Annotated in this window: 19 protein-coding genes; 4 read left to right on the top strand and 15 right to left on the bottom strand. The window is 66.9% G+C overall.

Features of this window, described 5'->3' with window-relative positions:
• Window positions 1–113: 113 nt before the first annotated feature.
• Window positions 114–1,103, top strand: coding sequence for a ParA family protein (locus tag NUV99_09015; GenBank protein ID MCR4420245.1), 990 nt, complete (start codon window positions 114–116; stop codon window positions 1,101–1,103).
• Between the two features lie 185 nt (window positions 1,104–1,288).
• Complete coding sequence (locus tag NUV99_09010) at window positions 1,289–1,540, top strand: AbrB/MazE/SpoVT family DNA-binding domain-containing protein (GenBank protein ID MCR4420244.1); 252 nt, start codon at window positions 1,289–1,291, stop codon at window positions 1,538–1,540.
• 18 nt (window positions 1,541–1,558) lie between these two features.
• Here the strand turns inward: NUV99_09010 and NUV99_09005 are convergent, their stop codons facing one another.
• From NUV99_09005 to hisZ, 15 genes are all read right to left on the bottom strand, one after another.
• On the bottom strand, window positions 1,559–2,560 hold the full coding sequence (locus NUV99_09005) for an isocitrate/isopropylmalate dehydrogenase family protein (GenBank protein MCR4420243.1): 1,002 nt from the start codon (window positions 2,558–2,560) through the stop codon (window positions 1,559–1,561).
• 56 nt (window positions 2,561–2,616) lie between these two features.
• The gene (nifV, locus tag NUV99_09000) at window positions 2,617–3,786 is read right to left on the bottom strand and encodes a homocitrate synthase (protein MCR4420242.1); all 1,170 of its coding nucleotides are present in this window, start codon (window positions 3,784–3,786) and stop codon (window positions 2,617–2,619) included.
• Window positions 3,787–3,984: 198 nt separating this feature from the next.
• Complete coding sequence (gene gatB, locus NUV99_08995; protein MCR4420241.1) at window positions 3,985–5,442, bottom strand: Asp-tRNA(Asn)/Glu-tRNA(Gln) amidotransferase subunit GatB; 1,458 nt, start codon at window positions 5,440–5,442, stop codon at window positions 3,985–3,987.
• Entirely contained in the window at window positions 5,435–6,910 is a 1,476-nt protein-coding gene (gene gatA / locus NUV99_08990; GenBank protein MCR4420240.1) for an Asp-tRNA(Asn)/Glu-tRNA(Gln) amidotransferase subunit GatA, read from the bottom strand. The genes gatB and gatA overlap by 8 nt, the downstream gene beginning before the upstream one ends.
• 99 nt (window positions 6,911–7,009) lie before the next feature.
• Window positions 7,010–7,294, bottom strand: a complete 285-nt coding sequence (gene gatC, locus NUV99_08985; GenBank protein ID MCR4420239.1) for an Asp-tRNA(Asn)/Glu-tRNA(Gln) amidotransferase subunit GatC — start codon at window positions 7,292–7,294, stop codon at window positions 7,010–7,012.
• 340 nt (window positions 7,295–7,634) lie between these two features.
• Window positions 7,635–9,719 carry an NAD-dependent DNA ligase LigA gene (gene ligA, locus NUV99_08980; protein MCR4420238.1) on the bottom strand — a complete coding sequence of 695 codons (2,085 nt, stop codon included), beginning with the start codon at window positions 9,717–9,719 and terminating at the stop codon, window positions 7,635–7,637.
• A gap of 399 nt (window positions 9,720–10,118) precedes the next feature.
• Window positions 10,119–12,245: a DNA helicase PcrA gene (pcrA, locus tag NUV99_08975; protein MCR4420237.1), complete on the bottom strand. Its 2,127-nt coding sequence runs from the start codon at window positions 12,243–12,245 to the stop codon at window positions 10,119–10,121.
• 5 nt (window positions 12,246–12,250) lie between these two features.
• A complete protein-coding gene (gene hisIE / locus NUV99_08970) occupies window positions 12,251–12,889 on the bottom strand; it encodes a bifunctional phosphoribosyl-AMP cyclohydrolase/phosphoribosyl-ATP diphosphatase HisIE (protein ID MCR4420236.1) in 639 nt (212 codons plus the stop codon).
• Complete coding sequence (gene hisF / locus NUV99_08965) at window positions 12,880–13,644, bottom strand: imidazole glycerol phosphate synthase subunit HisF (protein ID MCR4420235.1); 765 nt, start codon at window positions 13,642–13,644, stop codon at window positions 12,880–12,882. The genes hisIE and hisF overlap by 10 nt, the downstream gene beginning before the upstream one ends.
• 197 nt (window positions 13,645–13,841) lie before the next feature.
• Entirely contained in the window at window positions 13,842–14,567 is a 726-nt protein-coding gene (hisA, locus tag NUV99_08960; GenBank protein ID MCR4420234.1) for a 1-(5-phosphoribosyl)-5-[(5-phosphoribosylamino)methylideneamino]imidazole-4-carboxamide isomerase, read from the bottom strand.
• A complete protein-coding gene (hisH, locus tag NUV99_08955; GenBank protein ID MCR4420233.1) occupies window positions 14,558–15,172 on the bottom strand; it encodes an imidazole glycerol phosphate synthase subunit HisH in 615 nt (204 codons plus the stop codon). Before hisH ends, hisA begins: the two co-directional genes overlap by 10 nt.
• A 2-nt stretch (window positions 15,173–15,174) precedes the next feature.
• Window positions 15,175–15,768, bottom strand: coding sequence for an imidazoleglycerol-phosphate dehydratase HisB (gene hisB, locus NUV99_08950; protein MCR4420232.1), 594 nt, complete (start codon window positions 15,766–15,768; stop codon window positions 15,175–15,177).
• Window positions 15,747–17,057 carry a histidinol dehydrogenase gene (gene hisD, locus NUV99_08945; GenBank protein ID MCR4420231.1) on the bottom strand — a complete coding sequence of 437 codons (1,311 nt, stop codon included), beginning with the start codon at window positions 17,055–17,057 and terminating at the stop codon, window positions 15,747–15,749. Before hisD ends, hisB begins: the two co-directional genes overlap by 22 nt.
• 86 nt (window positions 17,058–17,143) lie before the next feature.
• A complete protein-coding gene (hisG, locus tag NUV99_08940; GenBank protein ID MCR4420230.1) occupies window positions 17,144–17,806 on the bottom strand; it encodes an ATP phosphoribosyltransferase in 663 nt (220 codons plus the stop codon).
• 40 nt (window positions 17,807–17,846) lie between these two features.
• Window positions 17,847–18,989: an ATP phosphoribosyltransferase regulatory subunit gene (hisZ, locus tag NUV99_08935; protein MCR4420229.1), complete on the bottom strand. Its 1,143-nt coding sequence runs from the start codon at window positions 18,987–18,989 to the stop codon at window positions 17,847–17,849.
• Window positions 18,990–19,327: 338 nt separating this feature from the next.
• Here hisZ and NUV99_08930 point away from each other — a divergent pair, with 338 nt between their 5' ends.
• A complete protein-coding gene (locus NUV99_08930) occupies window positions 19,328–19,933 on the top strand; it encodes a TetR/AcrR family transcriptional regulator (GenBank protein ID MCR4420228.1) in 606 nt (201 codons plus the stop codon).
• Window positions 19,923–20,957, top strand: coding sequence for an efflux RND transporter periplasmic adaptor subunit (locus NUV99_08925; protein ID MCR4420227.1), 1,035 nt, complete (start codon window positions 19,923–19,925; stop codon window positions 20,955–20,957). Before NUV99_08930 ends, NUV99_08925 begins: the two co-directional genes overlap by 11 nt.
• Window positions 20,958–20,960: the final 3 nt, after the last annotated feature.

The following is a 20,960-nucleotide window of genomic DNA, read 5'->3' as shown; positions in this document are numbered from 1 at the left end:
GGGACATATGCAGAAAAATTTAATATAACCTGTTTAGGGTGGGTATTGGTGTTCATAATGGATAAGACTACCAATGAGGTTCTCGGGCGTTTCAAAAGCAAGGAGGGACACATATGGCTATCGTTACCGTATTCAATCACAAGGGTGGAGTAGGGAAAACGACGGTAGCGTTTAACCTTGGACTTATGCTTGGAGAACTACAAAATAAGGTATTGCTGGTAGATCTTGATCCGCAGGCCAATCTGACCGCTCTAGCACTTGACGAGCAGAGGTTCGAATCACTTTATACTCGGGATGAGGCATGGACTATTGCTGCGGCATTTAGACCGCTGGTATCCGGTAGCGGGGATTATGAAGCCAGAGAGCCGGTAAAGATCAGAGATAACGTCTATCTGATACCTGGCGACATTCGATTAGCAGAGTTTGAAAGTTTACTGCCAGTTTCCTGGACCGAGTCTTTGGCAGGCCAGGAGAGAGGATTCCGAATTACGTCAGCTATCTACAGGTTATTGAAAGAAGCCTCCTCCTCCAAAGAGTGTAGGTATACCATCTGTGACGTAGGTCCTAATATCGGTGCTCTTAATCGCGCGATCATTACAAGTACGGACTACCTTATCGTTCCCGTTAGCTCAGATTTGTTCTCTTTGCGAGCCATCGATACTGTAGGGCAGTCAATAGTCCTTTGGCACAATGAATGGCTTAGAGCCAGGCAAGGCGTCCCCCGTAGCCTCCCGTTCGAGATACCTCACGGGTCGCCCCGATTCCTAGGCTACATTATTCAACAGTTTGGCATTTACGGGGGGCGGCCCGCATCCGCGTATCGCCATTGGCATGATCGGCTTGAACCCGCCATACAGGAAGGGATCACGGCCCCACTAGGCGCCGTCGGACTTGTCGAAGTTGGTGACGCAACTGATCTAAAGCTAGCTGATATACAAAACTTCCACAGCCTCGCTCCCAACGCCCAGCGGAATCATAAGGCTATCTTCGAGCTCGACGCCACGGAGGCCTTAGGGCAACACCAATACACCGTTAGCAAGGCAAGAGAAATCTATCAGCACCTAGCAACTAAGGTCATGTCCAGAACTCAAGCGGGGCCCTAGGCAACGCGGTCTACCGATCTGCGTTGCGCTCCCCCAGCCGGTACAAGCGGGAAACAGGGCAGCGCTGGCAACCCGCGTCTGGGCTTCCCTGAAGCGTGGCAGGGTTTTCTGCCGTCTGGCTGATCTCACGACGTTAGGGTATAATGTGTATGCAGGATCACCCTTACATCGGAGGTCGGTCGAAAATGACAGACGCCATCATCACCACGGTGAAGCTCGGCTCCCGGTGTCAGATGGTCCTGCCGGCCAAGATCAGGAAGGCCCTCTCCCTTTCGGAAGGCGACGAAGTGTTGGTGACGGTGAGCGGCAACGCCGTGGTCGTGGTGCCCAAGCCGAAAAGCTACGCCGACCGGCTCATGGGCCTGCACCGTGACGTCTGGGCCGGGGTTGACCCGGATTCCTACGTCCGGGGGGAAAGAGACTCGTGGGAGCGCTAGCCACCACGTTGAAAAAGATCATGGTCCGAGCGCGGCGATGATGGCCTCGGCCGTTTCCTGCGTCCCTGCCTGGCCCCCCAGGTCGTAGGTGAGGTGGCGGCCCTCGGCCAGCACCCGCTCCACCGCGCGGCGGATGCGCTCCGCCGGCTCCTTCCGCCCCAGGTGCTCGAGCATCATTACCCCGGAGAGGATGCAGGCCAGGGGGTTCACCTTGTTCTGGCCGGCGTACTTGGGCGCGCTGCCGTGCACCGGCTCGAACACCGCCGCCTCATCTCCCAGGTTGGCGCTGGGCGCCAGGCCCAGGCCGCCCACCAGCCCGGCGCAAAGGTCGGAGATTATGTCCCCGTAGAGGTTGGGCATGACCAGCACGTCGTAAAGCTCCGGCTTCTGCACCAGCTGCATGCACATGTTGTCCACGATGCGCTCCTCGAACTCCACGTCCGGGTAGTCCTGGGCCACCCGGCGCGCGCAGTTCAGGAAGAGCCCGTCGGTGCACTTCATGATGTTGGCCTTGTGCACGGCGGTCACCTTGCGGCGGCCGTGGGCGCGGGCGTACTCGAAGGCAAAGCGCACGATGCGCTCCGAGGCCCGCCGGGTGATGATCTTGATGCTCTCCGCCGCGTCCTCGCCCACCATGTGCTCCACGCCGGCGTACAGGTCCTCGGTGTTCTCCCGCACCACCACCAGGTCCACGTTCTGGTAGCGGGAGGGCACGCCGGGCCAGGTGCGGGCGGGCCTGAGGTTGGCGTAAAGCCCCAGCTCCTGGCGCAGGGCCACGTTCACGCTCCTGAAGCCCGTGCCCACCGGGGTGGTGAGCGGGCCCTTCAGGGCCACGCGGTTCTTGCGAATGGATTCCAGGACTTCCGGCGGCAGGACCGTGCCCCGGGCGGCCAGGGTCTTCTCTCCCGCCTCCACCACTTCCCAGGTGATGTCCGCGCCGGCGGCCTCGATGACCCTCCGGGCCGCCTCGGTTACCTCCGGGCCGATGCCGTCTCCGGGAATCAGCGTTACCGTGGGCAAAGTTAAGGCCGGCCGCCTGTCGAAACGGCCGGCTCCGCACCTCCCTTTCGGGTTTTCTAAACCTCCGACCGGCCGGCGCTCTTCAGCGCGCCCTTGCGGGCCAGGTGCAGGAGGTAGTCTTCGTAGATGTAGATCAGCTCCTTGTCGAACAGCGAGCGCTTGAGCTCCACCGCCGCCTCCCGCACACGCTGCAGCAGGGCGGCGGCGTCCTCATCGGTAAGGGTGATGCCGTACTCGGTAAACTTGGCTTTTAGGGCCGCAGTGCCCGAGTGCTTGCCGATGACGATCTGGCGCTCCAGGCCCACTTCTTCGGGCGAGAAGACTTCGTAGGTGCGCGGATCCTTGAGGGCCCCGTCGGCGTGGATGCCGGACTCGTGGGCGAACATGTTGGTGCCCACGATGGCCTTCCAGGCCGGCAGCTCGCGGCCGGAGGCCATGGCCACGTATTCGGCGATCTCCCTAAAACGCTCGGTCTTGAAGCCCAGATCGACGCCATACAGGTGCTTCAGGGCCATGACCACTTCCTCCAGGGCGGCGTTGCCCGCCCGCTCGCCCAGGCCCATGACCGTGACCCCGGCGTAGGTGGCGCCCGCTTTTAGCCCCGCCAGGGTGTTGGCCGTGGCCATGCCGAAGTCGTTGTGCATGTGCATCTCGATTTCGATGCCTACCTCGTCGATGATGGCCTTGACTTTCTCGTAGCTGGTGAAGGGCTCCAGACACCCCACGGTGTCGCAGAAACGCAGCCGGTCGGCGCCGGCTTCCTTGGCCATGCGGGCAAATTTGAGCAGGAAGTCCATGTCCGAGCGGGAGGCGTCCTCGGCGTTCACGGAAACGTACAGGTTGTGCTTTTTGGCAAACTCGCAGGCCGCAGCCATGTCCGACAGGACCCGCTCGCGCGTGCTGCGCAGCTTGTGCTCAATGTGGATGTCCGAGGTGGAGATGGAGATGGCCACCGCGTCCACACCGCAGTCCAGCGAATGCTTGATGTCCTCGATTACCGGCCGGTTCCACCCCATGATGCTGGCGTTGAGGCCCGCATCCACTATCTGCTTTATGGCCTCTTTCTCGTCCCCGCCCATGACCGGTATACCGGCCTCTATCTGGTGCACCCCGACTTCGGCCAGCATGCGGGCAATGCGGATTTTCTCGTGATTGGAGAAGACCACCCCTGCGGTCTGTTCGCCGTCGCGCAGCGTGGTGTCGCAGATGTAGACCGGGTTGGTCATTTCGGTCGTCCCTCCCCTGCGTGCGAAACTTAAAAGTACAAAGTTCACCTCCTCTCCCCCTATCTCCTGCTCAAACCCGGGATGAGTGTGTGTATACACACTCCAGCCGTCGCCGAGTGGGGTGCGCGCCAACGCTTTCTGCCCTAGGCAACGCGGTGACACCAGGGCCACCCCGGGCAGAGCCGCAGGAGGCCACTCCTACGGGCCTTGCAGCCGCTCCCGCAGCAGCCGGTTCACCAGGGCGGGGTTGGCCTGGCCACGGGTGGCCTTCATTACCTGGCCCACCAGGAAGCCCAGGGCCTTTTCCTTGCCGGCACGGAAGTCCGCCGCCGGGCCCGGGTGCTCGGCCAGCACCCTGTCCACTATCGCCGCCAGGGCGGCCTCGTCGCTGATCTGCACCAGGCCCTTTTCCTCCACTATGGCCCGGGCGGGGCGGCCGGTGGCGAACATCTCCTCGAAGACGGTCTTGGCGATCTTGCCGCTGATGGTGCCCTCGTCGATGAGCTTCAGCAGCTCCACCAGGCCCTCGGGCCTGATCGGCGCCTGCTCCACCTCCAGGCCCGAAGCGTTCAGCAGCCGGGAGAAGTCGCCCATGAGCCAGTTGCTCACCGTCTTGGCCTGGGGATAGAGGGCCACGCAGGCCTCGAAGTAATCGGCCATGGCCCGGGTGGCGGTAAGCACGCCGGCGTCGTAGGCGGGAAGGCCGTACTGCTCCGCGAAGCGGCGGCGCCGCTCGGCCGGCAGCTCCGGCAGCTCGGCGCGGACGCGCTCGATCCAGGCGGGGTCGATCTCCAGGGGCACCAGGTCCGGGTCGGGGAAGTAGCGGTAGTCGTGCGCCTCCTCCTTGCCCCGCATGGTGACGGTCACGCCCCGGGCCTCGTCCCACATCCGGGTCTCCTGGTCCACCTCCCCGCCGTGGAGCAACACCTCAATCTGGCGCCCGATCTCGTAGGCCAGGGCCCGCTGCAGGGCCCGGAAAGAGTTCATGTTCTTGAGCTCGGTCTTGGTGCCGAAGGCCGTACTGCCCCGGGGCCGGACGGAAACATTGGCGTCGCAGCGCAGCGAGCCCTCTTCCATCTTGCAGTCGGAGACGTCCAGGTACTGGAGCACGGCCTTAAGCGCGGTGAGGTAGGCGTAGGCCTCCTCGGGCGAGCGCAGGTCCGGCTCGGAGACGATCTCCAGGAGGGGCACGCCCGTGCGGTTCAGGTCCACCAGGGAGTAGGCACCGGGCCCCAGGGCCTCGCCTTGGTGGATGAGCTTGCCCGCGTCCTCCTCCATGTGCACCCGGGTGATGCCGATGCGCCGGGCCTGACCGTCCACCTCGATTTCCAGGTACCCGCCGGCGGCCAGGGGCAGGTCGTACTGGGAGATCTGGTAGTTCTTGGGCAGGTCCGGGTAGTAGTAGTTCTTGCGGTCGAACTTGCAGCGGGGAGCAATGCTGCAGTTGAGGGCCAGGGCCACCTTGAGGGCGTAGTCCACCATCCTGCGGTTTATCACCGGCAGCACGCCGGGCAGGCCCAGGCAGACCGGGCAGACCTGGGTATTGGGCTCGGCCCCGAAGGCGGTGGAGCAGGAGCAAAAGGCCTTGGAGGCGGTCTTGAGCTCCACGTGCACCTCCAGCCCGATTACCGCTTCGTAGTCGGCATGATCAGCCAACGGCTTTCACCTCCAGCGCCGGAACCAGCGGCCCCGGATTGCAGGCTTTTTCCACCGCGTAGCCCACCCTGAGCAGGAGCCCCTCGCTGAAGGGCGGCCCGATTATCTGCAGGCCCACCGGCAGGCCGTTGCTCAGCCCGCAGGGCAGGGAGAGCCCGGGGAGCCCGGCCATGTTCACCGGGATGGTGCAGAGGTCGGAGAGGTACATGGCCAGGGGGTCGCCCACCTTCTCTCCCAGGCGGAAGGCCACGGTGGGGGCGGTGGGGGTGACGAGCACGTCGTAGCGGGAAAAGGCCCGGTCGAAGTCCTCCTTGATGAGCCGGCGCACCTTGAGGGCCTTGAGGTAGTAGGCGTCGTAGTAGCCGGCGCTCAGGGCGTAGGTGCCCAGCATGATGCGGCGCTTTACCTCCGGGCCGAAGCCCAGCCGCCGGGTCCGGCGGTACATGTCCACCACGTTGTCCGCCTGGCTGCGGAAGCCGTACTGGACCCCGTCGTAGCGGGCCAGGTTGGAGCTGGCCTCGGCCGGAGCCACCAGGTAGTAGGCGGGAAGGGCGTAGGCGGTGTGGGGCAGGGAGGTTTCCTCGCAGCGGGCTCCGGCCTCCTCCAGCCGGTTCAGGGCGTTCTGCACCGCCTCCTTGACCCCTTCCTCTATGCCGGGGCCGAAGTACTCCCGGGGCACGCCGATCCTGAGGCCCTCCAGCCGGCCGTCGCCCAGGCCGGCGAGGTAGTCCGGCACCTCCACCGGCGCCGAGGTGCTGTCCCGGAGGTCGTGGCCGGCTATGGCCGCCAGCACCAGGGCGCAGTCGGTCACGTCCCGGGTGAGGGGGCCGATCTGGTCCAGGGAGGAGGCGAAGGCCACCAGCCCGTAGCGGGAGACCCGGCCGTAAGTGGGCTTCAGGCCCACCACGCCGCAGAAGGCGGCCGGCTGCCTTATGGAGCCGCCGGTGTCCGAGCCCAGGGCGTAGACCGCCTCGGCCGCCGCCACCGCCGCCGCCGAGCCGCCGCTGGAACCGCCCGGCACCCGCTCCGGGTCCCAGGGATTGCGGGTGGGGAAGAAGGCGGAGTTCTCCGTAGAGGAGCCCATGGCGAACTCGTCCATGTTGGTCTTGCCCACCAGCACCAGGCCGGCGCGCTCCAGCCTCTCCACCACCGTGGCCGAATAGGGCGGCACCCACTCCGCCAGCATACGGGAAGAGCAGGTGGTGCGCAGGCCGCGGGTGCAGAGGTTGTCCTTCAGGGCGGCGGGTATTCCTTCCAGGGGGCCGATCTTTTCCCCCCGGGCCAGCTTCTCGTCCACCGCTTTCGCCTGCTCCAGCGCCAGCTTGCGGGTGATGGTGACGAAGGCCTTCACCTGCCCTTCCACCGCCTCCAGGCGGGCCAGGAAGGCTTCCGCCAGCTCGCGGGCGCTTATTTCTCTCTCGGTCAGGAGCCGGTGCAGCTCGTGCGCCGGCCGGTAGAGAAGATCCAAACCCGACACCTGCCTTTACGCCAATTTGCTCCGCGCGGTCCCGGGACCGCCCGCCAATGCAGAATCACGGACAACCCAGATGTGCGCCACATGTCGGCACTATACGATCTTCGGCACGCGGAACTGGCCCTGGTCCCGGTCCGGGGCGCCGGAGAGGGCCTCTTCCCGGGAAAGCCCGGGACGCGCCTCGTCCTCCCGCAGCACGTTCACCAGGGGCAGGACGTGGGCCATGGGCTCCACTTCTCGCGTGTCCAGCTCGTTCAGCTGCTGCATGAAGTCCAGGATGCTGTTGAGCTGGCGGGTGTAGGCCTCCTTTTCCTCCTCGCTCAGCTCCAGCCGGGCCAGGTAGGCCACGTGCTCCACTTCTTCGCGGGAAAGTATCACTACCGTCCACTCCTTTACCGTTTAGCATTGTCACAGCCTTCGCTTTCTCCAACCAGCCCTATTCCCCTTGAGCCTGTGGCTAAATATGCATGTCTGTCCCGGGTGATCCCGGGTCTTCCCGTTCGTACTGTCACCTTCGCCGGCCGAGCTAGGGCTCGGGCTTCGCCCTCCGGCGGGCACACGGCGGAGGCGCCGTCCGTGGCGCCCCGCCGCTTCGGCCGTCCATGGCCTCCGGCCCGCCTGCGGGCTCGTCCTCGCCAGGCTCGGCACCCGGCGAGGTGCCAATGTACTCAGGGAAGACCCGGGATCACCTCCAGGCGAGCAGGCGAGTTGCCCAAGCCTATCTATTGTCCGCTCCGCTGTCGCCGACGGCGGGGCCGCCTCCTTCCCTCACGCCCGAGTGGCGGGAGATCAGGTCCTTGAAGGCGGCCTCGTCCAAGAGGGTGATCCCCAGGGCCACCGCCCGGTCGTACTTGGAGCCGGGGTTTTCGCCCACCACCACGTAGTCGGTGTTCCGGCTGACGCTGCCCGTCACCCGGCCGCCCAGGCTCTCGATGAGCTCCTGCGCCTCCTTGCGGGTGAAGGAGGCGAGGGTGCCGGTGAGCACGAAGGTCCTGCCGGCCAGGGGCCCGGTACCCTGTTCCTCGCGGAGTTCCCGGGTGTTCACCCCGGCCCGCACTATCTTCTCCAGTACCCGCAGGTTGCCCTCCTGCCGGAAGAATTCTACCACACTGGAGGCGATCTTGGGGCCGATCTCCGGCACCTGCACCAATTCTTCCTCGGTGGCCTGTATCAGCCGCTCCAGGGAGCCGAAGTGGCGGCTCAGCACCTGGGCGGCGCGGCCGCCCACGTAGCGGATGCCCAGGCCGAAAATAAGCTGGCTCAGGCGGTTCTGCTTGCTCTTTTCTATGGCGGACAGGAGGTTCTTCGCCGACTGGGGGCCGAAACGCTCCAGCTTCACCAGGTCGTCGTAGCGTTGGTGCAGGTAGTAGAGGTCGCCGGCGTCGCCGATGAGCCCGGCCTCCAGCAGCTGCGTCACCACCGCCGGGCCCAGGTGCTCGATGTCCATGGCCTCCCGGGAAGCGAAATGGATGATCCGCTCCCGCACCTGCGCCGGGCAGGCCAGGCCCCCGGTGCAGCGCACCGCCGCCTCCCCGGGCGGGCGGACAGCTTCCGAGCCGCACTCCGGGCAGCGCCGCGGCATGGTATAAGGGCGCTCCCGTCCGGTGCGGCGCTCGGTCAGCACCCGCACCACCTCCGGGATGACGTCCCCGGCCTTGTGAATCACTACCTGATCCCCCAGGCGCACGTCCTTCTCGCGTATGTAGTCCTCGTTGTGCAGGGTGGCCCGGCCGACGGTGGAGCCGGCCAGCCGCACCGGGGTTAGTACCGCGGTGGGCGTGAGCACGCCGGTGCGGCCCACGCGCACGATTATGTCCTCCACGGTGGTGACCGCCTCCTCGGGCGGAAACTTGTAGGCCACCGCCCAGCGGGGGTTCTTGCTGGTGTTGCCCAGCCGGCGCTGCAGGCCCCGGGGGTCGACCTTGACCACCAGGCCGTCGATCTCGTAGGGGAGTTCGTGACGCCGCTCCTCCCACTCCCGACACCGCTCTTTGATCTCTTCCAGGCTCCGGCAGAGGTAGCGGTGGGGGTTGACCGGAAAGCCCAGTTCTTGCAGGTATTCCAGCACCTGGTAGTGCGTGGGCGGCTCGTCCTCGCCTTCCAGTACCAGGAGGTCGTAGAAGAAGAGCCGCAGCGGCCGGGAGGCGGTTACCCTGGGGTCGAGCTGGCGCAGGCTGCCGGCGGCGGCGTTGCGGGGGTTGGCGAAGGTGGGCTCGCCCGCCTCCTCCCGCTCCCGGTTCAGCCTGGCGAAGGCCTCCTTGGGCAGGTAGGCCTCGCCCCGGGCCACCAGGTAGGGCACCGGCCGGCGCAGCCGCAGGGGCAGGGTAACCACGGTGCGGAGGTTCTGGGTTATGTCCTCGCCCACCAGGCCGTCGCCCCGGGTGGCGCCGGTGACGAACAGCCCGTCCCGGTAGGTTACGGAAACGGAAAGGCCGTCGATCTTGAGTTCCACCACGTAGTCCACCGGCCCCACGGCCTGGCGCACCCGGCGGTCGAAGTCGGCCAGTTCTCCCTCGTTGAAGGCGTTGGCCAGGCTCAACAGGGGCACCGGGTGGCTTACCGTGCCGAAGGCCTCCAGGGGGCGGCCGCCCACCCGCTGCGTGGGCGAGTCCGGGGTGACCAGCTCCGGGAAGCGCCCCTCCAGCTCTTCCAGCTCCCGCACCAGGGCGTCGTACTCGGCGTCGCTGATGCGGGGGGCGTCCAGAACGTAATAGTAGTAGTTGTGCTCTTCGATCTGGCGCCTGAGTTCCTCGGCCCGCGCCCGGGCCTGCTCCGGGGTTAGCTTCTCGGGCTTTCCGCTCACATATTTCACCCCCAACGCCGGGCTAAGTTTTCGGGTTGGGCGCGTAACCCGGCTCGACCCCGAGTTATCCTGGGTTCCGGGTTGCCGGGCGTTCCTGGTCTCCCGTGAGTACATTGGCAACTCGCCGGGTGCCGAACTCGGCAAGGGCGAGCCCGGAGGCGGGCCGGAGGCCACGGACGGCCGCAGCGACGCGGCGCCACGGACGGCGCCTGCGTCGGGAGCCCGCCGGAGGGCGAAGGCCCGAGCCCTAGTTCGGCCGGCGATGGTGACAGTACGCACGGGAGACCCGGAACGGCCAGCGCTAACTAGCATGATCGTCATCCATAAACCATCGTTGACTTTGCCCGCGCGTACACCCAGCAGCACCAGCGGCTTGGCGTTGCCGGTCCCGGCTTCGCCTCAGCCGTCCTCCACCTTGCGCAGGGGCGCGTACTCCAGCAGCAGGTGCTTGATCCCGGCCTCGGGGAAGGCCACGGTCACCTGGCCGGGCGACACCTGCACCACCACGCCCCGGCCCCAGCGGGCGTGCTCCACCACCTCGCCCAGGCGGAACCCGTCGGCGGCGGGCGGGGACGGCTCCGCTTCCACCGCTTCCTCCAGCATTATAAGCGAGGGAGGGATCTCCTGCACGAAGCGCGAGACCGGGTGGGCCTCGGTGTAGCCGTAGAGGGTCCGCACCCGCGCCCAGGTGAGGTAGAGCCGCTCGCGCGCGCGGGTCATGCCCACGTAGCAGAGGCGGCGCTCCTCCTCCAGTTCCGCCCGCTCGCCCAGGGAGCGGACGTGGGGGAAGACCCCTTCTTCCAGCCCCACCAGGAAGACTACCGGAAACTCCAGCCCTTTGGCCATGTGCAGGGTGAGCAGCACCACCCGGTCGGCCTCCCGCAACTGGTCGATATCGGTTACCAGGGACAGCCGGGCCAGGAAGTCCTCCAGGCTCTTTTCCGGTTCGGGCTCGCGGTCGTAGGCCAGGGCCACGGAGAGGAACTCCTCCACGTTTTCCAGCCGCGCCTGGCCCTCGGGAGTGGCGTCCGCCCGCAGTTCGGCCAAATAGCCGCTGTCCTCCAGCAGCCTTTCCACCAAGCGGGTTACGGGAAGGGCGTCTTTCTCCGCCCGCAGGGCCTCCATGAATTCCACCAGCCGGGAAAGGTTGTTCTTCACCCGCCGGCTCACCCCTTCCAGGCGGCCGGCGTCCGCCAGAACCTCCCAGGCGGTGCGGCCGCCCGCCGCCGCCTCGGCCAGGATGCGGCTCCAGGTCACGTCTCCCACCCCGCGCCGGGGCACGTTGATTATCCGCTCCAGGCTTACCGTGTCCGCGGGGTTGACCAGCACCCGGAGGTAGGCCAGAAGGTCCTTGATCTCCTTGCGCTCGTAGAAGCGCACCCCCCCGAAGACCTCGTAGGGCAGCCCCAGCCGGAGGAAGCACTCTTCCAGGACCCGGGACTGGGCGTGGGTGCGGTAGAGCACGGCGAAATGGCTGAAGGGCCGGCCCTCTTCCTGGCGCAGCCGGAGTATCTCCCGGGCCACGAACCGCGCCTCGTCGCTCTCGTCCAGCGCCTCGTAGCCCACCGGAGGCAGCCCGTAGTCGTTTTCCGTCCACAGGGCCTTGTCCGGCCGCTCCCGGTTCTGACGGATCAGGGCGTTGGCCGCCTCCAGGATGGCCTGGGTGGAGCGGTAGTTCTGCTCCAGAAGAATGACCCGGGCCTCGGGGTAGTCGCGCTCGAATTCCAGGATGTTTCTTATGTCTGCCCCCCGCCAGCGGTAAATGGACTGGTCGGGATCGCCCACCACGTAGACGTTCCGGTGCCGGGCCCCCAGGAGGCTGACCAGCACGTACTGGGCGTGGTTGGTGTCCTGGTACTCGTCTACCAGTATGTGCAGGAACTTTTCCTGGTAGTAGCGGAGGATTTCCGGATGCTCCCGGAAAAGGATGACGGTCTGCATGATGAGGTCGTCGAAATCCAGGGCGAAGTTCTCTTTCAGCTTCTCCTGGTACCAGGCGTAGACCCGGGCCACCTGGCGGGCGTAGAGGTCGCGGGCCTCGTGCTGCGCCCGCTCCGGGGTCCACAGCTGGTTCTTGAGCTGGCCGATGGCTGCAGCCAGGCTGCGCGGCGGGTAGCGCTTTTCGTCCAGGTTCAGCTCCTTGAGACCCCGGCGCAGAAGCGCCTGCTGGTCGGCCTCGTCGTAGATGACAAAACTCCTCGGATAGCCCAGGGCGGGAATGTCCCGCCGCAGGATGCGCACGCAGGCCGCGTGAAAGGTGCTGACCCACAGGTCCCGCACCTGGCCCCCCAGCAGGACCTCGAGCCTCTCCTTCATTTCGTTGGCCGCCTTATTGGTGAAGGTGATGGCCAGGATGCGGCCGGCAGGAACCCGGTGGCGGCGTATCAGGTAGGCCACCCGGTGGGTGAGCACCCGCGTCTTGCCGCTGCCGGCTCCGGCCAGCACCAGCACCGGCCCGCCGGGGTGTTCTACCGCCTCGCGCTGGCGGGGGTTAAGGCCGCGCAGGAGATCGTCCGCGGGGTCCATGCCCTTCACCGCCGACGCCTTAATAGTTCCTCCCCCACTTCCGACGGGCTCACGCCCGAAGCCCTGAGCAGCACCAGCAGGTGGTAGAGAAGGTCGGCCGCTTCACTGGCGACTTCTTCCCGGTCGGCGTTCTTGGCGGCGATGATGGTTTCCGCCGCCTCTTCGACCACCTTCTTGCCGATCTTGTCCACCCCGCGCTCGAAGAGGTAGGTGGTGTAGGCGCCTTCGGGCCGGTGCTCGTCCCGCTCGGCGATTACCGCCACCAGTTCCTCCAGGGCCCGGGCCAGGGGATTGGGGTGCCCCCCTTCCGGCTCCTTTCCTTCCCGGCTCAGGGAGTTGTGGAAGCAGGAGTAGCGGCCCTCGTGGCAGGCCACCCCTTCCTGCCGCACCCGGACCAGGAGGGCGTCGGCGTCGCAGTCGTAGGCGATGGAGCGAACGTACTGGTAGTGGCCGGAGGTCTCGCCCTTAAGCCACAGCCGGCCCCGGCTGCGGCTGAAGAACCAGGTGCGGCCTTCGGCCAGGGTTTTCTCCAGCGCTTCCCGGTTCATGTAGGCCAGCATGAGCACCCGGCCGTTCTCGTCCTGTATTACGGCGGGGATGAGCCCGCGCTCGTCGAACTTGAGGACAGAAAGGTCTACTCCCACGGCCGCACCGGCACCCCTTTCTGGGCCAGGTATTCCTTGGCCTGGCGGATGGTGTACTCGCCGTAGTGGAAGATGGAGGCGGCCAGGACCGCGTCTGCCTCTCCCAGCACCAGGCCCTCCCACAGGTGCTCCAGGGTGCCCGCGCCGCCGGAGGCGATTACCGGGATCTTCACCGCCCGGCTGATGGCCCGGGTCAGCTCCAGGTCGTAGCCGTCCTTGGTGCCGTCCCGGTCCATGCTGGTCAGCAGGATTTCACCCGCGCCCAAGTCTTCCACCCGCCGGGCCCACTCCACGGCGTCGAGGCCGGTCGGCTGGCGGCCGCCGTGGGTGTATACTTCCCAGCGGTCGGGCCCGCAGCGGCGGGCATCAATCGCCACCACGATGCACTGGGTCCCGAAGCGGCGCGCCGCCTCGGCCACCAGGTCGGGGTTCTGCACCGCGGCGGTGTTAAGGGAAACCTTGTCCGCTCCCGCCTCCAGGATCATGCGGATGTCCTCCAGGCTCCGCAGGCCTCCGCCCACGGTGAAGGGGATGAACACCTCTCCGGCGGTGCGCCACACCAGGTCCCGCAAGATGGGCCGGTCTTCGGCGGAGGCGCTGATGTCCAGGAACACCAGCTCGTCCGCGCCTTCGCGGTCGTAGTAGGCGGCCAGCTCTACCGGGTCGCCGGCGTCCCGGAGGTTCACAAACCGGGTACCCTTCACCACCCGGCCGCGGTGCACGTCGAGGCAGGGGATTATACGCTTGGTAAGCATGGCCCGGGCAGGCCTCCTCTCACGTCAGGTATGACGGGTCTTCACTTTCACGCCGGCAGTCCCGGTTCCCCCTCGTACCGACCGCTTAGCCGACCGAACTAAGGAAAGGGGAGTTCGGTGCCCGGCACGCTTTAGTTACTCGGCCCAACCGTGACTGCCGCCGGCGACTGAGGATAGCTCAGGCGTAGGTTGCTCGCTTAGCCGGCGGCCAGGGTCAAGGCCGCCTTTAGATCCACCGCCCCGGTGTACAGGGCCTGGCCCACGATCACGCCCTCCACGCCCAAGGGCTCGAGCTCCTTGAGGGCCTGGATGTCCTCTAGAGAAGATACCCCGCCCGCGGCGATTACCTTGAGGCCGCTGGCCCGGGCCACCTCGCGGGTGGCCTCCAGATTGGGACCGGCCAGGGTGCCGTCCCGCCACACGTCGGTATAGATTATGCGGGCCAGGCCCCACTCCCGCAGGGAGGCGGCCAGGTCCAACACCGAGGCTTCGGCGGCCGCTTCCCACCCGGCAACCGCCGCCCGGCCTTCCCTGGCGTCCAGGCTCACCGCCACGGCCTCGCCGAAAACCGCGCAGGCCCGCCTGACCAGATCCGGCCGGGTGACCGCCGCCGTGCCCAGGATGACCCGCTTCACTCCCAGGTCCAGGGTCGACTCCAGGTCCTCCCAGGTGCGGATGCCACCGCCGAGCTGCACCGGAATGCTTACCGCCCCTACGATTCGGCGCACTATCTCCCGGTTCTGCGGCCGGCCGGCAAAGGCACCGTCCAGATCCACCACGTGGAGCCAGGCCGCGCCCAGAGCCTCCCAGCGCCGGGCCACGGCCACGGGGTCGTCCGAGTATACGGTTTCCCGGTCGGCACGGCCCTGAAACAGGCGCACGCAGCGGCCGGAACGCAGGTCGATGGCCGGTATCACCAGCATCGGGCCACCATCTCCCCGAAGTTAGATAGGAGCTTCAGCCCCCAGCGGCTGCTTTTTTCAGGGTGGAACTGCACGCCGAAAACCACTCCCCTGCCCACCACGCAGGGAAAGGACCGGCCGTAATCGGTGGCGGCCAGCACCAGCTCCGGGTCGGCGGGATCGGCGTAGTAGGAGTGAACGAAGTAGAAGGGCACGCCGTCGGGAACGCCGGAAAACAGGGGCGAGGGCCGCACCCGCTCCACCTGGTTCCAGCCCATGTGGGGCACCTTGAGCTCCGGGCCCAGCCGCCGCACCCGGCCGGGGAAGATCCCCAGGCCCTGATGCGGGCCGTTTTCCTCGCTGACCTCAAACAGAAGCTGGAGGCCCAGGCAGATGCCCAGGAAGGGCCGGCCCGCGGCCACCGCCCGGCGGATAACCTCGTCCAGGCCCAGTTCTCGCAGACGGCGGGCGGCGTCGGCGAAGGCCCCCACGCCGGGAAGCACAATACCCTGCGCCCGCTCAACGGTGCGGGGATCGGAAGTGACGGCCGCGGCGTAGCCCAGCTTCTCCAGAGCCTTATGTACGCTGCGCAGGTTGCCCATGCCGTAGTCGACTACCGCCAGCACTCCTACCACCCCAGCCGGCCTTTAGTAGAGGGCACGTCCGTTCGGCGCGGGTCCGGTTCGGCGGCCTCGGCCAGGGCCCGGGCCAGGCCCTTGAACACCGCCTCGATCAGGTGGTGCCCGTTTTTCCCCGCCAGCCGGCGCAGGTGCAGGGTGAGACCCGCCTCCTGCACGAAGGCGCGGAGGAACTCGGGGATCAGCTCGGCGTCCAGGTCTCCCAGGCGGCAGGCAGGCACGTCCACCTCGTAGGCCAGGTAGGGGCGGCCGCTGAGATCCACCGCCGCCAGTACCAGGGCTTCGTCCATGGGCAGCACGATGCTTCCGTAGCGCCGGATTCCCCGGGCTTCGCCCAGAGCCTGCCGCCAGGCCCGGCCCAGGCAGAGGCCCAGATCCTCCACCGTGTGGTGGGCGTCCACCTTCAGGTCTCCCTGCACAAAGAGCTCCAGATCGAAGCCGCCGTGCACCGTCCAGAGGTGGAGCATGTGATCGAGAAAGCCCAGGGAACTGGTGCCCTGAAATCTGCCCTGACCGTCCAGGTTCAGGGTAACGGCGATGTCGGTTTCGGCCGTGGTGCGGCTCACCGTGGCCCGGCGTTCCATCGGTCTCCTCCCTCCAACCGCTTTCTCACCGCCCGCGCGTGGGCGCCCAAGCCCTCGGCCTCGGCCAGCCTCACTATCCCCGGCCCGGCCTGCGCCAGTCCCGCCGCCGAGTAGCCGATGACGCTGATCCGCTTCACGAAGTCCTCCACCCCCAGCGCCGAGGCGTACCGGGCGGCTCCGCCCGTGGGCAGCACATGATTGGGGCCGGCCCAGTAGTCCCCCACCGGTTCGGGGCTGTAAGGGCCCAGGAATACGGCGCCGGCGTTCTGCACCCGGTCCAGCCAGCGCCACGGTTCGGCCACCAGGAGTTCCAGGTGCTCGGGCGCCAGGAGGTTGGCCAGCTCCAGGGCTTCTTCCAGGTCGGCGGTGACCATGAGCCAGCCGTTCTCCTCCACCGCCCGCCGGGCGATGGCCTCCCGCGGCAGTTCGGCCAACTGGACCTCGACCTCGCGGGCTACGGCCCGGGCCAGATCCGGCTCGGGAGTCAGCAGCACCGCCAGAGCCCGGGCGTCGTGCTCGGCCTGTGACAGGAGGTCGGCCGCCACGTACGCCGCCGGTGCCGAGCCGTCGGCTATTACGACGATCTCACTGGGGCCGGCCACCATGTCGATGTCCACCCGGCCGTATACCAGCCGCTTGGCCGCGGCCACGTAGGCGTTGCCCGGCCCGGTGATCTTGTTCACCGCCGGCACCGTTTCGGTCCCGTAGGCCAGGGCGGCCACGGCCTGGGCCCCGCCCACCCGGTAGATCTCCGTGACCCCGGCTTCGGCCGCGGCCACCAGGGTGTAGGGATTGACGCTTCCGTCCGGGGCCGGGGGGGTCACCATGGCGACCTCCCTTACCCCGGCCACCCGCGCCGGCAGGGCGTTCATGAGCACCGAAGAGGGGTAGGCGGCGGTTCCGCCGGGCACGTAGATGCCCACCCGCGACAGGGGCCGTACCAGGTGGCCCACCAGGTTGCCGGCGCCCACTACCTCCAGCCCTCCCCGGGGCAGGCGGGCGCGCTGGTACGTTTCTATGTTCTTCTTGGCTTCGAGCAGCGCGGCCAGAAAGCCCTCGTCGACCCGCTCGCAGGCCTGCCGAACCTCTTCCTCCGTGACCCGCAGGCGCGAGGGCTCGAGCTCCACCCCGTCGAAGCGGGCGGTGAAGCGGCACAGGGCCGCGTCTCCCTCGGTCCGGACCGCGGCCAATATAGGCCTGACCTCATCTTCGTACTGCTCCAGAACCAGACGGCGGCCCGCCGCCACTTCCTGCAGCGCCTCTCTGGCCCCGGCCTCGATTATCTTCATGACGCCGCTTCCTCCCTGCTCCTGGCCGCGAGGTGCAACCTTAAACTCGGGGAAAACCAGCACACCCTTCAAGAACTGCGGACCGGTTACCCTGTTTGGGTACTCGCCTTGAGGCCGGCCACCACCTGCCGAAGCTGCTCGTGCTGCAGGTGGAAGCTGGCCCGGTTGGCCACCAGCCTGGCCGTGCAGGCGGCTATCTCGGCCACGGCCAGGAGGTCGTTGGCGGCCAGGGTCTTGCCCGAGGATACCAGATCCACGATCAGGTCCGCCAGGCCCACCTGGGGAGCCAGCTCTATGTTGCCGTGCAGCCGTATGATCTCTACCTGCAGGCCCAGAGAACGAAAGTAGGTTTCCGCCACCCGCGGGAACTTGGTGGCCGCCCGCCGCCCCTGCAGCAGGCGCAGGCTGAACCCCTCTTCTCCCCCGGCTTCTTCCCACAGCCGCCGCGGCACGGCCACCACCAGGCGGCAGAAGCCGAACCGCAGGTCGGCCAGTTCCACTACCTCCGCTCCGCTTTCCAGGAGACTGTCCTTTCCGGCGACGCCCAGGTCGGCGGCCCCGTACTCCACGTAAACCGGCACGTCCGTCGGCCGGCACCAGAGATAGCGGATGCCGGCGCCCGGGTACTCGATGAGCAGCCGGCGGTCGTCCTCCGAGAGGTCCCCCACCGGCAGCCCGGCCCGGGCCAGAAGCGCCAGGGTTTCCGGGGCCAGGCGGCCCTTGGATAGAGCAATGGTAAGCAATATCATCCCTTCCCACATGCCAGGGTATTCGGCACCCCGGCCGGCTTCATCCTACCCATTCAAGCGGCAACCGTCCCCGGCCGGCGGCGTAAGCCTCCGCCTCTTCCCGGGTGCGGTGCTCCAGGTCCATCTCCACCCGCCGGCCCTCCCGGCGCAGTTCCTGCGCCCGGGCCAGAACCAGGTCCAGCCTCCGGCCCGCCACCAGCACCGCTTGATCCTGGGGGCCGGGTCCGGCCGCTTCGGGCAGGGCGCTCAGCAGCCGTTCCAGCCCCAGGGCAAAACCCGTGGCCGGCAGGTCCAGCCCGTAGCGGTACAGGAGCTGGTCGTAGCGGCCCCCGCCCAGAACCGGGAAGCCCAGACCGGCGGCGTAGCCTTCGAAGACCACACCCGTATAATACTGGAAGTCCCGGAGCAGTGCCAGGTCCAGGAAGAGATACTCGGCCAGCCCGGCGGCCTCCAGGGCCTCCCACACCTGGGCCAGGCCCTCCAGGCCAAACCTCGCCTCGGAACTCGCGGCCAGGGAGCGCGCCCGCTCCAGCACCTCGCGGCCCCCGCGCAGGGCCATCAGAGCTTCCACCTTATCCACGACACGGTAGCGGGAGGCCGAGGTCTCCAGAGCCACATAGTCCCGTGCGGCCAGGGCCTGCTTCAGCTCCTCCTCCGCTTCGGGGCTCAGGCCCAACTCCTTCAGCATTCCCAGGGTAACCTGAACCTGACCCATGCCCAGCCGGAATTCCTTAAGCCCGCTCTCCCGCAGGGCCTCGATGGCCAGGGCTATGACCTCGGCGTCGGCCCAGGGGTTGCGCACTCCCAGGAGTTCCACTCCGGCCTGACCGAATTCCCGCAGGCGGCCCGCCTGGGGCGGGTCCCGGCGAAAAACGTTGCCGGCATAAAAAAAGCGCAGGGGTCTGGGTGCATCGCGGTAATAGGTGGCCACTACCCGGGCCACGGCGGCGGTTATCTCCGGCCGCAGGACCACCAGCTCGCCCTCGTCGGCGAATTGGAAAACCCGTCTCCCTTCCTCGGCGAACACTTCCTGGCGCTCGAGAGTGGGGGTAAGTATCTCCTGATAGGCCCAGCGGTCGAAGAGGTCGGCCAGAAGCTGGGTAAGGCGGCGGCGCCGCTCCGCCTCGGGAGGGAGGCAGTCCCTCATGCCGGCCGGCAGGCGACAGAAGAGCTCCGTGCTCATGGCAGAAACGGCTTCCTCTCGTAGGAATTCTTACTTATGATAACACCAAGCCGGCGCTCACCGCAAGGCCTACGGCAACCGGGTCGGTGTCAGGCCCAAGCAGGCGGCGCATGTTCAGTATTAGAAACAGCAGCAGACCAATACCCGGCAAGACCAATACCATTGAAGAAGCCGGAAATGCGTACCAGCTGATACAAAAAGGGAAGACAGTAACAATGCTATTGCCAGCGCGTAGAATGCGACGTGGATCCCGATTCGACCCGAATCGGTCTTGACGGGCCGGGAGGAGTGCTCTATAGTATTGATGAGTGAGTACTCACTTGAAAGAGGGTATAATGGTGGTCCCCAGGAAGCCGTCCACCGATCGCCGTGCGGAAATCCTGGCTGCGGCGGGGCGGGTCTTTGCCCGCAAGGGTTTTGAGCGAAGCACTACCGCAGAAATCGCCCGGGAGGCGGGGGTGGCCGAGGGCACGATCTTCCGCTACTTTCCCACCAAGAAGGAGCTGCTGCTCAATCTCGTCGTCTCCCTGGTAATGGAGACGCTGCCCCCACTTCTGGAGCGTATCGAAGGCAAAAGCCAGGAGGACGCCCTCAAGGACGCCCTTCGCGACCGTCTGGACGTAATCAAGAAGAGCGCGCCGCTTCTGAAGGTCTTCCTCGCCGAGGCGCTTTTTCGGGACGACCTGCGCGACCAGTTCATCAGGGAGATAATTCTGCGGGCCACGGCCCAGGCCGAGGCCTTCTACCGTCAGCAGCAGGAACAGGGCCGCCTGCGTCCCCTGAACCCCCAGATTGCCGTGCGGTGTCTGGTGGGCATGCTGGGCATTTTCGTCATCTGGAAAGAGTTTCTGGACGGGGATAGATACGTCCGATTTGATGAAGAGGAAGTGCTGGAGACCATCACCACCATCTTCCTGGACGGGGTGAGAAACCGTGGCCGGTAGGAAGGTAACGCGGACGGTCCTGATCGTCCTGGTACTGGCGGCGGTCGCCGCCCTCGGCCATTTTTACCGTTCGATCGGCGGCCGCGACCACCGGCAGCTGACGTTTTCGGGCTACATTGAGGCCACCGAGGTCCGGGTAGCCTTTGAGGCGGCAGGCCGGGTGGAGCACGTCGCGGTGGCGGAGGGGGAGCGCGTAAAGCCCGGTACGGTGCTGGCACGGCTGGACGCTTCCACTGCCCGCCTGCAACTGGCCCAGGCCGAGGCCGCGCTGAAGGCGGCCGAGGCCCGACTGGCGGAGGCGCGGGCCGGATCGCGCGAGCAGCAGATTCGGGCGGCGGAGGCCGCCGTGAAGCAGGCAGAGGCGGCGGAGAAGCAGGCGGAAGTGGCGCTGGCCGCGGCGGAACGGGAGTTGAGGCGCCTGGAAGAGCTTCACGCCCAGGGAGCGGTTCCGCAGCAGCAGGTTGACACCGCCCGAGACGCGCGGGACGGCGCGGCCGAGCAACTGGCGGCGCGGCAGGCGGCCACGGAAGCCGCCCGCGCCAACCTTGACCTGATAAGGGCCGGCACGACCGGAGAAACCATACGCAGTCTGGAAGCCGCCGTGGCCCAGGCGAGGGCGGCGCGGGATCTGGCGCAGCTTAACCTGGACCGAACGGTGCTCCGGGCGCCGGTTGAGGGCACGGTAACCGGACGACTGGTTGAGCAGGGCGAAACGGTGGCCCAGGGAACTCCGGCCTTCACCATTTCCCGGCTGGACGACCTGTGGGTCAGGATCTTTGTGCCCGAGCCGGATATCGGCCGGGTCCGCCTGGACCAACGTGCGGCAATCGCCGTTGACTCCTTCCCGGACAAGGAGTTTTCCGGACGGGTGGTGCACATCGCGGCGGAGGCGGAGTTCACCCCCCGCAACGTCCAGACTCCCGAGGGGAGGGCCGAGACCGTCTTCGCCGTGCGGGTGGCGGTGGAGGAAGGCGCGGGCCTGCTGAAGCCGGGCATGCCCGCAGACGTGAGGCTCGAGGAGTAGCGG

Source organism: Clostridia bacterium (genome assembly GCA_024653205.1).
Classification (GTDB): Bacteria; Bacillota; DSM-521; order Neomoorellales; family SLTJ01; genus JANLFO01.
Note: the sequence above shows the minus strand (reverse complement) of the source record. Positions and strands in the feature narration are given on the sequence as shown.

Coding starts and splice junctions, on each gene's coding strand:
- NUV99_09015 (MCR4420245.1), top strand. CDS start 114: ATGGCTATCGTTACCGTATTCAATCACAAGGGTGGAGTAGGGAAAACG.
- NUV99_09010 (MCR4420244.1), top strand. CDS start 1,289: ATGACAGACGCCATCATCACCACGGTGAAGCTCGGCTCCCGGTGTCAG.
- nifV (MCR4420242.1), bottom strand. CDS start 3,786: ATGACCAACCCGGTCTACATCTGCGACACCACGCTGCGCGACGGCGAA.
- pcrA (MCR4420237.1), bottom strand. CDS start 12,245: ATGGACCCCGCGGACGATCTCCTGCGCGGCCTTAACCCCCGCCAGCGC.
- hisF (MCR4420235.1), bottom strand. CDS start 13,644: ATGCTTACCAAGCGTATAATCCCCTGCCTCGACGTGCACCGCGGCCGG.
- hisA (MCR4420234.1), bottom strand. CDS start 14,567: ATGCTGGTGATACCGGCCATCGACCTGCGTTCCGGCCGCTGCGTGCGC.
- hisB (MCR4420232.1), bottom strand. CDS start 15,768: ATGGAACGCCGGGCCACGGTGAGCCGCACCACGGCCGAAACCGACATC.
- hisD (MCR4420231.1), bottom strand. CDS start 17,057: ATGAAGATAATCGAGGCCGGGGCCAGAGAGGCGCTGCAGGAAGTGGCG.
- hisG (MCR4420230.1), bottom strand. CDS start 17,806: ATGATATTGCTTACCATTGCTCTATCCAAGGGCCGCCTGGCCCCGGAA.
- hisZ (MCR4420229.1), bottom strand. CDS start 18,989: ATGAGCACGGAGCTCTTCTGTCGCCTGCCGGCCGGCATGAGGGACTGC.